Raw genomic sequence first — 14,589 nt, forward strand, 5'->3', positions numbered from 1 at the left:
AATGAGTACAGCATCAATATATAATCATCATAAACAGTTTAAATTAGAAAACGGAAAAAAAATCCGTAACCTGCAGGTTGCTTATCAAACTTATGGGAAACTAAATGCAGCTAAAGATAACGTTATCTGGGTTTGCCATGCACTTACTGCCAATGCAGATGTTTTTGAATGGTGGGAAGGTTTGTTCGGGCAAAATGCCTTGTTCAATTCTGCGGAACACTATATTGTGTGCGCCAATGTTTTAGGCTCTCATTATGGTAGCACTAGCCCCTTGAGTACAAATCCGGTAACAGGCCTGCCATATTACCTTTCTTTTCCACAGTTTACCATTCGCGATTTGGTGTCAGCACACCAGTTATTGGCTTCGCATTTAGGCATAAACTATATCAAGTTATTAATAGGTGGTTCTTTGGGCGGACAACAAGCAGTTGAATGGAGTATTTCAGACCCGAATAAAATTGAAAACCTGATTTTAATTGCCACTAATGCAGCACATTCTCCCTGGGGTATCGCTTTTAACGAAAGCCAGCGTTTGGCCATTACTACCGATAGAACTTTTTACGCTAACCAACCAAACGGTGGTAGCAAAGGTTTAAAAACTGCCCGTAGCATTGCACTTTTAAGCTATAGAACCTACGATGCTTATGGCAGTACACAGGTAGAAAGTGTTAACGATAAAACTGACCACTTCAGGTCGTCTTCTTATCAGAATTATCAGGGCGAAAAACTGATTAACCGCTTTAATGCTTACAGTTATTATTATTTAACTAAAGCAATGGACAGCCATAATGTTGGCCGTAACCGCAAAAGCATTGGCGATGCCTTAAAATTAATTAAGGCGAACACCCTGGTCATCGGAATAGAAAATGATGTGTTGTTCCCGCTTTCGGAGCAAAAATACCTGGCCGACCATATTGCCGGGGCAGAATTTATTGCCTTACACTCAGATTACGGACATGATGGTTTTTTAATCGAAACCAATGCATTGACCAATGTAATCGGAAATTTTATGAAAGAAAGCCGTAATAAGAAAATAATCAAACTACAGCATACGGCTTAGAAAGGTAGAGGGTTGAGGGTATAAAGGTAGAAGGTAAGAAAACTGGATACCGGAATAAAATTTGAAAAAAAATTACAAAAATAAGAACAGTTATATCGGTGTAACCGACCTATCTGTGTAATCATAAAAACAATAATGAGTAAGAATTTAAAAATTGGTTTATTTGGTTTCGGTGTTGTAGGACAAGGTTTATTGGATATTATCCAAAGCCAGAACTTAAACCTGGAGATCATTAAAATTGCGATAAAAGATCCGAGGAAGAAGCGTACCCTTAATCAAGATCTGTTTACTACTGATCGTAACGAGATACTGAATAATACGGAAATCAATACCATTGTAGAATTGATCAATGATGCCGACGCAGCCTATGAGATTGTAACGAGTGCATTAAAAAACGGTAAAAATGTAGTTTCTGCCAATAAAAAAATGATTGCCATACACTTAAAAGAGCTGGTTGATTTACAACAAAAGCACGGCACTTCACTATTGTATGAAGGTGCAGTTTGTGGCAGTATTCCGATTATCAGGAATTTAGAAGAGTACTACGATAATGAATTGTTTCATGCTTTGAGCGGAATTTTTAATGGCTCATCTAATTATATCCTTTCCAAGATATTTAATGAGAACCAAAGTTACGATTCGGCGTTAAAAGAAGCACAGGATTTAGGTTTTGCGGAAACTGATCCGATCTTAGACGTGGGCGGCTACGATCCAAAATACAAACTCGCGATTGCTACAGCGCATGCTTACGGTTTATTTGTTAATCCCGATGCTATTTTAAATATTGGTATACAGAACCTATCCAACAATGACATTAAATATGCCCGCGAAAAAAACTTTAAGATTAAATTGGTTCCTACCGCGCGTAAAGTAAATACAAAAGATATTGTGACTTATGTACTACCTAAACTCGTAGCTAAAGATGATTTTCTGTACAATGTAGAAAACGAATACAATGCAGTTGCCGTTCAGGCGGCTTTTGCGGATAAACAATTTTTCTACGGTAAAGGTGCGGGCGGCCACCCTACTGGTGCTGCCGTGCTTTCTGATATTGCTGCCTTAAGGTACGACTACCGTTATGAATACAAAAAATATCATTCGGAAAACGGCGTAAAACATACAGAAGAGATTCTTTTGGAAATTTATTTACGTTATGCAGATGAAGACCTGATTACGCTGTTGGAGTTTGATAACATTAGCGAGCGTTATGCGGCCAGCAGTTACAAATATGTAGTAGGTACGCTTAAGCTGGAAAGTTTGATCAGAAACCGTGATTTGCTTTTAGATAAATCTGTTTTTGTGGCCTATACGGGCAGACAGATTTATAAACAGGAGCAATTGAGCGAAAATGTTTTTGCTGCCGAACTGGCCAGCCTCTAACTTATTTTTTAAGGTTAATTTTTTTATTTGTTTTGTTGTTAAGTACAAAGGTCGGAGCGAGTCCGGCCTTTTGCATTATTTAAAATTATCCAAAATACGCTGCCGGTCTTCGTTTTCCTTATCATTTTTATGGTAAAGTTCAATAAAAACAATCTTTTTTTCTTCTGGGAAATAAGCATAAATTAATCTTAAACCTGAGTTTACTCCACGGCCTTTAAAAGATTTACAGGCCTTCTTTTTACTAAATCTTCTTGGGAAAGATCTTTTTCGAACGAAGGATAGCTATTCTTTCCCCGATTTCTTTTTTTGATATGTCATATGCCATAGTTCAACGATACAGCATGTTTCATAATAAAACAATAAGGTGATTGATTTTAAAACAAAAACACAATACTTCGCTTTGATTTGGAACTGCTAATTGCAAATAGCTATTGTTTTATTCTTAAGTATTTTTCGATTATCACCCGATCTACCCCTGCTGCTTCGACCTTTTCAACTCCTTTTTGGACCAGGGTATCTTGATGAATGTCTAGTTTGAAGTTAAACTTTTTGCCTTCCCAGTTTTTATTTTTGTAGTACTCAAGATGTTCAGTATAATCACTACCCTTCAAAACGAAAGTCCCTCCTCCTGCATCAAAGTTAGCAGTATCTTTCGGATCAAGGCTATGCCTTAGAAAAGCAAAATGGCTGTTATTAAATAACTTGATCATTTTTAGTTTTCCGGAATAATCAGTCGTTTCGCTTTTTCCTTTATCAATAGTTGTGGCTGAAACCAGTTGCCAGGTGCCTTGAATATCAAGAACTGAATCTTTTTTGTTTCCATCTTTGCGCTTACAAGCAAATAAGGAGAAAAGGAAAAGTAATATTAAGGTATATTTCATAAATCAAATGGTTTAGGTAATTAACAAATTTATCCTCTCCCGGCCATCTTAATCAGTTTGTGGGCTAGATCTTTCCCTAAATAACGATCGATAACCGTGTGTACAATATACAATATGGGCGTCATCAAGATAGCGACAATAAATTTATAGGTATAGTTAACCAAACCAATTGCAGCGACCATTTTCCAGCTATAATGGTATTGTGGATTTAAATAAAATGCAATAAAAATGACCACAAAACTATCGATCAGTTGAGAAACCAATGTGGAGCCGGTTGCACGCAGCCATAAGGCACGTTCACCTGTAATTTTTTTAATTCGGTGGAAAATGAGCACGTCTGCCATCTGTCCGATAATAAAAGCCGTAATGGAACCTGCAATAATCCACATGCCTTGCCCAAAAATCCCCGCAAAGGCATTATTCATATTAAGGTCTTCTCCATTGATGTTCTGATGTACCCAAAAATCTGCGGCACTTAAGTGCATTGATCCCCAAACCACCAGAAAAGCAAACGCAATTAAAATTGACGTAAGGATAGATAAGAACCGAACCTGTTTAACACCAAAATATTCGTTGATAATATCTGTCATAATGAAAATAATGGGCCAGGTTAATACCCCTGCCGACATCACAAAAGACAAGTTTGGAACACCCAGCAAATTGATATTGAACTTTTTAAAGCCCAATGTTTCCTCAACGCTGAATAGTTTAACCCCAATAAATTCTGATAATATAGCATTCGCTACAAAAAAGCTACCCAGAACAAGTAGCAAACGGCTTTCTTTTGTCTTAAAAGTCATAGGCAATAAATCTAAAAATAATCTGGCAAATTATCGAAGAGATTGGTTCATTTTAATAATTCGTATTTAATAACCCATCTGCCTTTTGATTGCGGCTCACAATTTTACAATCGTTCAACCTGTGGATTAGGTTAACAAAATTAATCTCCCAATCTTTGCGCCTCGGAAAATAATCAGATCAATGGCTAAAAAACAACACTTTTTATTAATCCTTATTTTAGGCTCGCTGGCTGCCCTCGGTCCTTTCTCTATTGATATGTACCTGCCTGGTTTTGTTGATATTGCAAAGGATTTAAAAAGTACAGAATCTACCGTAGCACTTTCTTTATCCAGTTTTTTTATTGGGATTTCAGCTGGTCAGTTATTGTATGGCCCGCTTTTAGATAAATTCGGCAGGAAAAAACCGCTATACTTTGGTTTGGCGCTTTATATTTTTTCTTCTTTTTTATGTTTAGCTGTAACTGATGTAAACCAGTTGATTGTGCTGCGTTTTGTACAAGCCATCGGAAGCTGTGCTACCGCTGTAGCCTCGGTTGCAATGGTTAGGGATCTGTTTTCGGTAGATGAAAGCCCAAAAGTATTTGCTTCACTGATGTTGGTAATTGCCGTTTCGCCTATGCTGGCTCCAACTGCAGGTGGATACCTGATCTCTGCGTTAGGCTGGAAATATGTGTTTGTATTTTTAGGGTTAATGGCCATCTTCATGCTACTGGCCTCCGTTTTCAAACTACCGGAGAGTTATACGCCAGATCCCAACTATTCTTTAAAACCTAAACCCATTTTAACCAATTTCCTTACGGTTTTAAAAGAACCACAGTTTTATACTTATGCGTTAATTAGTTCAATCACCTTTTCAGGTTTATTTGCTTATGTATCTTCATCCCCTACCGTATTTATGAAAATATATGAAGTAAGTAAAACCGGTTACGGATGGATCTTCGCCTTACTGTCGGTAGCGTTTATCGGTTCGAGCCAGGTAAATAGTCTGATATTAAAATGGTTTACCAGCAAAAAAATAGTCACTTATGCACTTATTGCTCAATGTATCGTCAGTTTAGTATTTTTGATCTTTGCCTTAAATAACTGGCTGGAGTTATACACTACCATTGGTTTTATCGCCTTATTTTTAGCCTGCCTGGGATTAATTAATCCTAATGCAGCTGCTTTATCACTCGCTCCGTTTTCTAAAAATGCAGGCAGTGCATCGGCCTTAATGGGCGCTTTGCAGATGGGATTGGGTGCCCTGGCTTCAGTAATGGTAAGTTTGTTTAGCGAACACTCGGTGGTGCCGATGCCATTGGTTATGACAGCCGCTGCCTTTATAGCTTTAGGCTGTCTGCTAATCGGCAGAAGGTTTATTACTTCTGAAGTGGAAGCCTCTTCAGATGCTGCCACAGTATCGCACTAATCTTTTCCCGTAAATTTCATAGCTATAATGATTCCATAGCTTCGAGTAAAACTTACCAAAACAAGTATTTAGTTTCTAAATAGTTATATACAAGCGCGTGATGATTTTCAACGAAATCCATATGCAATAATTGCTACAACCTATCATGGGCTTTTGCCATAGGCTTTCAAGTGTTAAACTTTTTTTTTCTATTTTCGCTTATAAGATGCTTCATATACAATCTAAACTTCCCGGCGTAAACACCACCATTTTTTCGGTGATGAGTAAAATTGCGGCTGAATATAATGCCATTAATCTTTCTCAGGGCTTCCCTGATTATTCATGTGATCCAAAACTAATTGAATTGGTCAATAAAGCCATGAAAGAAGGTTTCAATCAATATGCGCCCATGCCTGGTTCTATTTTTTTAAAAGAAACCATTGCAGAGAAAGTTGAAAAGCTATATAACATCAGGTATAATCCTGATACAGAAATTACCGTCACCGCAGGTGGAACACAGGCCATTTTTACTGCACTGGCATCCATTATTAATGCTGGTGATGAAGTGATTATTTTTGAGCCGGCTTACGATAGTTATGCACCTACTGTGAGACTGCTTGGAGGACTGGTCAAAACTTACGAATTAGCTCCGCCTGATTATGGCATTGACTGGGATATGGTTAAGAAGTTATTTACGGTAAAAACCAGGATGATCATCTTAAATAGCCCACAAAATCCTACGGGCAGTATTCTATCGTCAGACGATATGAAATCGCTTATAAAACTCGTGAGCGGTACCGATATTGTGATTTTAAGCGATGAAGTTTACGAGCACCTCATTTATGACGGGCAAACGCACCAGAGTGTAATGTCTTATCCCGAATTGAGGCAAAGAAGCTTTGTTGTGGCCTCTTTCGGTAAGCTCTTACATGCTACAGGGTGGAAACTGGGTTATTGCCTTGCGCCAGAGGATTTGACCAAAGAATTTAGGAAGGTACACCAATTTAATGTTTTCAGCGTTAATAGTCCCATGCAGCAGGCCATCGCCGAATACATTAAAGAACCCAAAAATTACACCGAAATTGGCAGTTTCTTTCAAATGAAACGGGATTATTTCAGAAATCTCCTGGCTGAAAGCCGCTTTAAACTTCTGCCTTGTAATGGTTCGTATTTTCAATGTGCAAGTTATAGCAGTATCAGTGATGAAAAAGATTCCGATTTTAGCATCAGGTTGGTGAAAGAGTTTGGAGTGGCCACCATTCCGGTTTCTGCATTCTACCAAAAGGCAACCGACCATAAAATTATCAGGTTCTGCTTTGCCAAAGAAAATGATACCCTCGCAAAGGCAGCCGAGAAATTAAAAAACGTTTAACCAGACCAACCGATATACCATGGAAGCACCTGTTTATACCCAAATAGAAAATCTGAAAGTAACTGTTTTTCAGGCTTATCTTTTCTGGGAGAACATTGATAAAAATCTTCTCAATCTGGCACTTCGACTGTCAATGGGTGTGAGGGAGAAAACCGATATCATTATTTTACCCGAAATGTTCAATACCGGTTTTAGTATGAATTCTGAAGCGTTAGCCGAAGAAATGGGTGGAAAAACGATGCAATGGATGCAGAAAATGGCACATCAGTACAATTGCGTGGTTACAGGTAGCCTGATTATAAAAGAAAACAAACAATATTTCAACCGCCTGATTTGGATGGAGCCAGATGGCAAGCACCAGCATTACGATAAACGCCATCTGTTTGGCATGGGCAATGAAGACCAGCACTTTAGTCCTGGTAAAGACAAACTCATTGTTGAGCTCAAAGGCTGGAAAATCAGATTGGCGATATGTTATGATTTACGCTTTCCGGTTTGGCTGCGTAATGTAGACGAAGAATATGATATTTTGCTCCTGGTAGCCAGCTGGCCTGATAAACGATCGGCACATTGGAAAGCCCTGATCCCCGCCAGAGCTATCGAAAACCAAAGTTATGTAATTGCCGTAAACCGTGTCGGGCATGATGGAAACCAAATTTACCATAGCGGATTATCAATGTGTCTGGATCCATACGGCAACACCGTTTATTATAAACCCGAAGATGAAGATTTATATACTTTCAGTATCAATTACGAAGAGCTGGTTAAAATCAGGAGGCAGTTTCCGTTTTTAAAAGATGCCGATCGATTTACCATTGAATAGCAATAATCAATGATCGAACCGCTATCTTTACACCATAGTAAAACGATTAATCTTGTTTTCGTAATTTTCAAACAACCCCAACCAATATTTCAATTAAACCGTTAACCAAACTACACCAATGTTTAACCGCCGTAAATTTATAAAGGCATCTGCCCTATCAGCCGGACTGATGGCTATTGATCAAAGTAGTATTGTCCAGGCTTTTCCAAAAAAATCATCAAAAGCAGTAAATATTCCGATTGTAATTTCTACCTGGGATTTTGGTATTGCAGCAAATGCTGACGCCTGGAAAGTTTTATCGTCTGGCGGTCGCGCTTTAGATGCTGTAGAACAGGGCGTTTGGGTGCCTGAAGCAGATGAGAAAAATCAATCGGTAGGTTATGGTGGTTTACCTGATCGTGACGGACACGTTACGCTGGATGCCTGCATTATGGATGAACTGGGAAATTGTGGTGCTGTTTTAGCACTGGAACACATTAAACACCCCATATCGGTAGCGCGCAAAGTAATGGAAAAAACACCACATGTGATGCTAGCCGGCGATGGTGCTTTGCAATTTGCATTAGAGCAAGGTTTTAAAAAAGAAAACCTGCTTACCCCGGCCAGCGAGAAAGCATGGAAAGAATGGCTAAAAACAGCCAAGTACGCGCCGGTAATGAATATTGAAAATAAACTTTACGAGAAAGCTGCTCCACAAAAATTACCAGGTAACCAATATAACCACGATACCATTGGGATGTTGGCTATTGATGCGAAAGGTAATATTTCTGGTGCCTGTACCACCAGTGGCATGGCTTATAAATTACATGGTAGGATTGGCGATAGTCCGATTATTGGTGCTGGCCTTTATGTAGACAATGAGGTTGGCGGTGCAACCTCAACGGGTGTGGGCGAAGAAGTGGTACGAAATGTGGGTTCTTTTTTAGTAGTAGAGCTCATGCGTCAGGGTTATACTCCGGAAGCAGCCTGTAAGGAGGCGGTGATGCGCATTATCAAAAAGAAGCCCGAAATAGCCAAAAATATTCAGGTTGGGTTTTTAGCCATCAATAAAAAAGGCGAATATGGCGCTTATGCCATCCAACAAGGTTTTAGTTATGCGGTCTGCAATGCGGAAAAACAGGATCTTTTAATCAAAGGCAAAAGTTATTATTAAGCTGAGTTCAAATATTTATCTGATTTTAATTTTTAATGGAGACTCGATTTGCAGCATCCTTACTTTTAAATAGACCCTGAAATAAACTTCCGGGTGACGATAAGAACCTTTTCCCGAATCCAAATACCATGAATAAAGAAGTAATTCCCTGCTTAGAAGTATGTGCCAATTCTTACCGATCGGCATTGGCTGCCCAAAATGGTGGTGCAAAAAGAGTTGAATTTTGTGATAACCTGGCAGAAGGTGGCACTACCCCAAGTTATGGTCAGCTGGCACTAGCCAAGAAAAATCTATCCATCGAAATCTGGCCGATTATCCGTCCCCGCGGAGGAGATTTTTTGTATTCCGAAATGGAATTCGAAATCATGAAAGAAGATATAAAAATTTGTAAATCATTAAATTGCGATGGTGTGGTTATCGGAATACTTAATGCAGATGGTACAATCGATAAAGAACGTTGCGCTGAACTCATTCAGTTAGCCGAACCTATGGGGGTAGCTTTCCACCGGGCATTTGATATGAGTAACGATATGGACCAGGCGCTGGAGGATCTGATCTCACTCCAGATCAAAAGGGTGCTTACCTCCGGAGGTGCTTCTTCAGCAATACTGGGCGCGGAAAAAATAGCGCAGTTGGTAAAAAGGGCAAACGGGCAGATTACCATTATGCCTGGTGCGGGAATCAATGAAAACAATATCAAAACCCTTATTGACCGAACCGGAGCCACACAATTCCACGCCTCTGCCAAGGCATTTGTTTCCAGTAAAATGGAATTCAGAAACACAGAAACCAAAATGGGCAGTATTGAAGACGAATATCGCTATGAACTCACTTCAGAAAACAAAGTGAAAGCGTTAGTTGACGTTATTAACAACGCGTTTAATTTAAAAGAAAACATACCTGGCAAATAGAATATCTCAATCATAGTGATCTCTACATCAGACATCGCTTCATCGTTCATCATACTATAACGCGAAATGTTATTGCATGGAAATTCGAAACGATCCCGCTTTAATCACCACTTCCAGGCACATAGTGTAACCCAGGTGTAAGGTAGTGAAGCAAAATCACCCTCGAATAGCGGTAGTTAATTGGCGACAACAATAACACACCTGATAATATCAGCCCAACATAGTACCATAGGTTATCATACACCAAATCCAATCCTAAGATATAAGATGCCACGCCGATAGTAATAATTTCAGCAACATTCATGGCATAACTCACAAACATGGCTACATAGAAAAATCCTGGTTCGCGCTCAAATTTCAGATTACAATGCGGACAGTGAACATTTGTTTTTTGCAACGTGAACGAATAAGCATTTCCTGTAAAAATATCTCCTTTGCGGCACCTCGGACACTTACATTGCAAAAAAGCCTGGAATTTCGATAACTCAGCCATAATCTCCTGATTTGATAGTACAAAGATAAGCCTTAGATTATTCAGTAATTTATGATCTAAGTCATGTTTTAAGCATTAGCTTAATGTTTCAACGGGTTATTGTTCATTTTATTGACTATATACCTATTGATCAGGAAGGTAGAGCAAGCCAAATGTTGCTAAACTTTAACAATTTTTCCTTTTACCGTTTTGATCAGGCCCTTTTCGACCAATAGTTTCGTTCCCCTGATCACCGTTTCTACCCGTAAACCAGTCATGTCAGCTAATTCCTGTCGTGTTACTTTTAAACTTTCGCCTACGTTCATGTCATTGAGGAGGTAATTGATGATGGTTAACAGGCGATGATCAGCCTTTTCGCTCGCCAGCTCTTCCAGCATCATCGATTTATAAAATAACCGTTTACTTAGCGTACGGATCAGCTCCATGCTAAAATCAGACTCGTTTTTAATTAATTCGAAAAAATCTTCCTTATTTACCGCAATAAGCTGTGAGTCTTTATTGGCAATGGTAAAAGCTAAGTAAGGCCGATCAATTAACATGGCTGGTTCACCAAAATATTGCCCGGCTTTGAAAACGCCCTGAATAAATTCCTTTCCTTCATCACTCACCGTAACCATGCGCACCTCACCCGATTTAATAAAATACACAAAGCGGGGCTGCATGCCGGGTTCGTAAATCACCGAATCTTTGGGATAATTTTTGAGTTTTAGACCTTTATCAATCAGTTTTTGAATGTTCATTGGTTCGCGGGCTTTGGCGAAATAGTATGTATCTATATCATTTTAAAATACCGATTTAGGAATACGTCGTAAAAAACCACATATACATAAACACAACGGTACTATTTAAAGATTCTTCATTGCATCCGGCATGACAAAGCTAAAGAAAACTATCCCAGCGTTTCTTTCATTAAACGGGTATAAAACTCTTTCAGGGTAATGCCCATTGCGGCGACTTGCTGTGGAATAAAACTGGTGGCTGTTTGTCCGGGAATGGTATTGATTTCTATAAAATAAAATTTACCGGATCCTTCTTCGAGAAAGTAATCAATGCGCACCACGCCCCTACAGTTCAACCTCCGATACACATCTTTTACCACCTGCTGCACACGGCTTAACTCTTCAGCATCCATTCTGCCTGGCGTAATTTCTTCCGTTGCACCTGGGGTATATTTGGCTTCAAAATCGAAAAACTCATTCTGCGGAATCACTTCCGTTGAAGGTAAAACAATCACTTTGCCTTCTGAACCAAAAATGCCGACCGAGAATTCCCTGCCGCTCACAAATTCCTCAATTAAAACTTGGTTATCCTCTTTAAAGGCTTTTTCAATGGCTTCTTCCAGATCATCAGCATGTTTTACCTTACTCATTCCAATGCTGCTGCCCCCGCTATTGGGTTTAACGAAATAAGGCAAGCGTAAATCCCGCTTAATCTGCACTAAATCATGGTTTCCACCTTTAAATATCTGAACAGATTTTGCAGTGAACAGGTTTTCAATGCCATTTACAATAGCTTTGGTATAACCTTTATTCATGGTAATGGACGAAGTTAATGCATCACAGGTGGTATACGGAATGCCCAGCATATCAAAATAGCCCTGTAATTTTCCATCCTCACCGGGAGAACCATGTATGGCAATAAAAACGCCGTCAAATTTAATTTTTCTTCCGTCCAGCGTTAAGGAGAAATCATTTTTATCAATTTCAATTTTAACAGAATCGGCAGGCTCATAAAACCAGCCTTTCTCGTTTAGCATAATCTTATACACATCGTATAAATTTGGATCGATATGCTGAGCAATGGTGGCTGCGCTTTTTACTGAAACAACCCATTCGCCTGTGGTACCGCCTGTTAACAATGCTATCGTTTTCTTCATGTTAAAAATCCTTTTATAAATAGAAATTGAATATAAATATATCCTCAAAAATATAAATATCTTTGTGCTTTAGTATGCCTGGATGAGAATTATTGAAAGCGTGTGATTGAACGATTGAGTGAAGAAATAGATTCGATCATCCCATCCATCATTTAAAATAGTTACATTTGAGCTTGTACGCATAACCCAAATTAAGATTCATGTCTAAATTTATAGAGTATTTAAAAACCAAATCGTTTAGAAACAACATTTTAGCCGCTATAGTAACAGTTATAGTTCTTTTATTGATTGCTTTTTTTAGTTTAAGATATTATACCAAACACGGCCAGGGCCTTAATGTACCGATGGTAAAAGGTTTGTCTTTCGAGCAGGCTGTGAAGAAACTGGAAGATGCCGGGCTAAAATATGAAGTAGATTCTGTTTTTATCATGGATCAGCCTCCTGGAATAGTGATTGATCAGGATCCTGACCCCAATACTTTCGTTAAAGATAACCGAACCATTTATTTAACCATTAACGCGGGCAAAACACCGAATACAAAATTCCCTGATATTGCGTTTAAAACACTAAGAGAAGCACAGGCGATTATAGAGAGTTCGAGATTAAAACTTGGCGATACTACCTATAAACCTGATGTAAGCCGTGATGTGGTATTAGAAGCTTCTTTTGGCGGCCAACCAATCACAGCGGGACAAATAGTGCCTGTTGGGTCAAGGATTAACCTGGTATTGGGTGATGGACGTGGAAACGAAGAAGTAGATATTCCGCAACTGATGGGCTTAACCATTGATGAAGCTAAATTTAGCTTGAGGGGATCGAACCTAAGTTTAGGCAATATCCTGTACGATGGGCCGATTACCGATAGTGCTGCAGCCATTATTGTTAAACAAGACCCGATGCTGCTTGATTCGGTAACCAAAGTGCCTATAGGCACCAGAATTAATATTACGCTATCTAACAAACAACCATAAACACGTATCTTAATTACAGATGACTGAAGTAGAAAAAAAAAATATGAGTACAGGCAAAAAAGCAGCGTTCGTGATTGCGCTTATAGTTGTCTTAATTGCCGGTTACTTTACATTGAATATTTACAGGCTTTACTTTGCCCCTAACGTTACCGAAAATCAAAAATACTTATACATCAAAACCGGAAGTAATTTTGATGATCTGGTTTCGGAAATCAAAAAGAAAGATCTCTTAAATAGCGTTTCTTCTTTTACAGCTGCCGCGCGGAAAATGAATTTAGCTGCAAGCGTTAAACCAGGCCGTTACCGCCTGAAAAAAGGGATGACCAACCGGACTTTAATTAACATGATCAAAGCTGGAAACCAGGATCCCGTTAAATTGAAATTCCAAAACATCCGTAAAAAAGAAAACTTTGCTGCCTACCTGGCCAACAATCTGGAAGCTGATTCGCTAAGTTTTATCAAAGTACTGGATTCTACAGCGCTGATCAGCAAGTATGGCTTTAATCAGGATAATGTGTATGCCATGTTCATTCCGAACACTTATGAAATGTACTGGAATGTTTCACCGGTCGATTTTTTTGAGCGCATGCACAAGGAATACGAAAAATTCTGGACAGCAGACCGCAAACAAAAAGCTGCAAGTTTAAACCTTACACCAGCTCAGGTGTACACTTTGGCTTCAATCGTTGATGCTGAGGCACTTTATGATAAGGAAATGCCGATTATAGCAGGTTTGTATTTAAACCGTTTAAATAAAGGCATATTGCTTCAGGCAGATCCGACGGTGATTTTTGCCAATAACGATTTTACAGTGAAAAGAGTAACCGGAAAATTATTGCAGGTACAATCGCTTTATAACACATATAAATATGCGGGTTTACCTCCAGGACCGATTATGATGCCGAGTATAAACGCCATTGATGCTGTACTGAACCGCGACAACAACGATTACATTTACATGTGTGCCAAGGAAGATTTCTCGGGTTACCATAACTTTGCCGAAACCAAAGAAGAACATGAGGTTAATGCACGGAAATACCGCGAGGCCTTAAACAAAAGAAATATATTTAAATAATGTTCAGTCACAGTACAAAAATCAGGGTTCGTTATGGCGAAACCGACCAGATGGGTTATATGTATTATGGCAATTATGCCCAGTACTACGAAGTAGGCCGGGTAGAAATGTTGCGCAGTTTAGGCATGAGCTATAGCTCAATGGAAGCTGCCGGGATTATGATGCCTGTGTTGGAACTAAAGTGCAAATACATTAAACCTGCCCTTTACGATCAGGAAATTACTGTAAAAACCATCATCAAAACCTTGCCAGGTGTCAGGATCTTTTTTGAGTACGAACTTTATAATGAAAAGGAAGAACTGATTAACATTGGTTCAACCACGCTGGTATTTGTTGACATGAAGAAAAATAAACCGACAAATCCACCCGAAAATTTTATGGAGAAATTATCGGTGTTTTTTAATTAA

The 14,589-nt window shown here is 39.0% G+C and carries 15 protein-coding genes; 10 read left to right on the forward strand and 5 right to left on the reverse strand.

Going from position 1 to position 14,589, the window contains the following annotated elements; translation table 11 throughout:
- Position 1: 1 nt before the first annotated feature.
- Both BM107_RS01215 and BM107_RS01220 read left to right on the forward strand, forming a co-directional pair.
- Positions 2-1,060, forward strand: coding sequence for a homoserine O-acetyltransferase family protein (locus BM107_RS01215; RefSeq protein WP_090979419.1), 1,059 nt, complete (start codon positions 2-4; stop codon positions 1,058-1,060).
- A gap of 135 nt (positions 1,061-1,195) precedes the next feature.
- Positions 1,196-2,440 carry a homoserine dehydrogenase gene (locus BM107_RS01220; protein WP_090979421.1) on the forward strand — a complete coding sequence of 415 codons (1,245 nt, stop codon included), beginning with the start codon at positions 1,196-1,198 and terminating at the stop codon, positions 2,438-2,440.
- 428 nt (positions 2,441-2,868) lie between these two features.
- Here the strand turns inward: BM107_RS01220 and BM107_RS01225 are convergent, their stop codons facing one another.
- Positions 2,869-3,321 (reverse strand): hypothetical protein, encoded by a 453-nt coding sequence (locus BM107_RS01225; protein WP_090979423.1) that lies wholly within the window; start codon positions 3,319-3,321, stop codon positions 2,869-2,871.
- 29 nt (positions 3,322-3,350) lie between these two features.
- Positions 3,351-4,121, reverse strand: coding sequence for a queuosine precursor transporter (locus BM107_RS01230; RefSeq protein WP_090979425.1), 771 nt, complete (start codon positions 4,119-4,121; stop codon positions 3,351-3,353).
- Positions 4,122-4,302: 181 nt separating this feature from the next.
- Between BM107_RS01230 and BM107_RS01235 the strand changes: the two genes are divergently transcribed.
- The 5 genes from BM107_RS01235 (at position 4,303) to BM107_RS01255 (ending at position 9,767) form a co-directional block, all read left to right on the forward strand.
- Positions 4,303-5,529 carry a multidrug effflux MFS transporter gene (locus tag BM107_RS01235; RefSeq protein WP_090979427.1) on the forward strand — a complete coding sequence of 409 codons (1,227 nt, stop codon included), beginning with the start codon at positions 4,303-4,305 and terminating at the stop codon, positions 5,527-5,529.
- A gap of 205 nt (positions 5,530-5,734) precedes the next feature.
- Complete coding sequence (locus BM107_RS01240; RefSeq protein WP_090979429.1) at positions 5,735-6,880, forward strand: methionine aminotransferase; 1,146 nt, start codon at positions 5,735-5,737, stop codon at positions 6,878-6,880.
- Between the two features lie 19 nt (positions 6,881-6,899).
- A complete protein-coding gene (locus tag BM107_RS01245) occupies positions 6,900-7,703 on the forward strand; it encodes a nitrilase family protein (RefSeq protein ID WP_208864308.1) in 804 nt (267 codons plus the stop codon).
- A 118-nt stretch (positions 7,704-7,821) separates the two neighbouring features.
- A complete protein-coding gene (locus BM107_RS01250; RefSeq protein ID WP_090979432.1) occupies positions 7,822-8,856 on the forward strand; it encodes a glycosylasparaginase in 1,035 nt (344 codons plus the stop codon).
- 128 nt (positions 8,857-8,984) lie between these two features.
- A complete protein-coding gene (locus BM107_RS01255; protein WP_090979434.1) occupies positions 8,985-9,767 on the forward strand; it encodes a copper homeostasis protein CutC in 783 nt (260 codons plus the stop codon).
- A 100-nt stretch (positions 9,768-9,867) separates the two neighbouring features.
- Here the strand turns inward: BM107_RS01255 and BM107_RS01260 are convergent, their stop codons facing one another.
- The 3 genes from BM107_RS01260 to BM107_RS01270 form a co-directional block, all read right to left on the reverse strand.
- Positions 9,868-10,260 (reverse strand): DUF983 domain-containing protein, encoded by a 393-nt coding sequence (locus tag BM107_RS01260; protein ID WP_090979436.1) that lies wholly within the window; start codon positions 10,258-10,260, stop codon positions 9,868-9,870.
- A 158-nt stretch (positions 10,261-10,418) separates the two neighbouring features.
- The gene (locus BM107_RS01265; RefSeq protein WP_090979438.1) at positions 10,419-11,000 is read right to left on the reverse strand and encodes a Crp/Fnr family transcriptional regulator; all 582 of its coding nucleotides are present in this window, start codon (positions 10,998-11,000) and stop codon (positions 10,419-10,421) included.
- Between the two features lie 149 nt (positions 11,001-11,149).
- Positions 11,150-12,136 carry a D-alanine--D-alanine ligase gene (locus tag BM107_RS01270; protein WP_090979440.1) on the reverse strand — a complete coding sequence of 329 codons (987 nt, stop codon included), beginning with the start codon at positions 12,134-12,136 and terminating at the stop codon, positions 11,150-11,152.
- A gap of 200 nt (positions 12,137-12,336) precedes the next feature.
- Between BM107_RS01270 and BM107_RS01275 the strand changes: the two genes are divergently transcribed.
- The 3 genes from BM107_RS01275 to BM107_RS01285 are packed head-to-tail and all read left to right on the forward strand — an operon-like array spanning position 12,337 to position 14,589.
- Positions 12,337-13,107 (forward strand): PASTA domain-containing protein, encoded by a 771-nt coding sequence (locus BM107_RS01275; RefSeq protein WP_090979442.1) that lies wholly within the window; start codon positions 12,337-12,339, stop codon positions 13,105-13,107.
- Positions 13,108-13,150: 43 nt separating this feature from the next.
- Positions 13,151-14,182: an endolytic transglycosylase MltG gene (mltG, locus tag BM107_RS01280; RefSeq protein ID WP_244278693.1), complete on the forward strand. Its 1,032-nt coding sequence runs from the start codon at positions 13,151-13,153 to the stop codon at positions 14,180-14,182.
- Positions 14,182-14,589 (forward strand): acyl-CoA thioesterase, encoded by a 408-nt coding sequence (locus BM107_RS01285; protein ID WP_090979446.1) that lies wholly within the window; start codon positions 14,182-14,184, stop codon positions 14,587-14,589. Before mltG ends, BM107_RS01285 begins: the two co-directional genes overlap by 1 nt.

It is taken from the genome of Pedobacter suwonensis (genome assembly GCF_900111825.1).
GTDB classification, from domain to species: Bacteria; Bacteroidota; Bacteroidia; order Sphingobacteriales; family Sphingobacteriaceae; genus Pedobacter; species Pedobacter suwonensis.

Bases quoted from the DNA above. Each gene is read 5' to 3' on its own strand.
- BM107_RS01220 (WP_090979421.1), top strand. From the start codon at position 1,196: ATGAGTAAGAATTTAAAAATTGGTTTATTTGGTTTCGGTGTTGTAGGA.
- BM107_RS01270 (WP_090979440.1), bottom strand. From the start codon at position 12,136: ATGAAGAAAACGATAGCATTGTTAACAGGCGGTACCACAGGCGAATGG.
- BM107_RS01265 (WP_090979438.1), bottom strand. From the start codon at position 11,000: ATGAACATTCAAAAACTGATTGATAAAGGTCTAAAACTCAAAAATTAT.
- BM107_RS01255 (WP_090979434.1), top strand. From the start codon at position 8,985: ATGAATAAAGAAGTAATTCCCTGCTTAGAAGTATGTGCCAATTCTTAC.
- BM107_RS01275 (WP_090979442.1), top strand. From the start codon at position 12,337: ATGTCTAAATTTATAGAGTATTTAAAAACCAAATCGTTTAGAAACAAC.
- BM107_RS01240 (WP_090979429.1), top strand. From the start codon at position 5,735: ATGCTTCATATACAATCTAAACTTCCCGGCGTAAACACCACCATTTTT.
- BM107_RS01250 (WP_090979432.1), top strand. From the start codon at position 7,822: ATGTTTAACCGCCGTAAATTTATAAAGGCATCTGCCCTATCAGCCGGA.
- mltG (WP_244278693.1), top strand. From the start codon at position 13,151: ATGAGTACAGGCAAAAAAGCAGCGTTCGTGATTGCGCTTATAGTTGTC.
- BM107_RS01230 (WP_090979425.1), bottom strand. From the start codon at position 4,121: ATGACTTTTAAGACAAAAGAAAGCCGTTTGCTACTTGTTCTGGGTAGC.
- BM107_RS01225 (WP_090979423.1), bottom strand. From the start codon at position 3,321: ATGAAATATACCTTAATATTACTTTTCCTTTTCTCCTTATTTGCTTGT.
- BM107_RS01285 (WP_090979446.1), top strand. From the start codon at position 14,182: ATGTTCAGTCACAGTACAAAAATCAGGGTTCGTTATGGCGAAACCGAC.
- BM107_RS01215 (WP_090979419.1), top strand. From the start codon at position 2: ATGAGTACAGCATCAATATATAATCATCATAAACAGTTTAAATTAGAA.
- BM107_RS01235 (WP_090979427.1), top strand. From the start codon at position 4,303: ATGGCTAAAAAACAACACTTTTTATTAATCCTTATTTTAGGCTCGCTG.
- BM107_RS01245 (WP_208864308.1), top strand. From the start codon at position 6,900: ATGGAAGCACCTGTTTATACCCAAATAGAAAATCTGAAAGTAACTGTT.
- BM107_RS01260 (WP_090979436.1), bottom strand. From the start codon at position 10,260: ATGGCTGAGTTATCGAAATTCCAGGCTTTTTTGCAATGTAAGTGTCCG.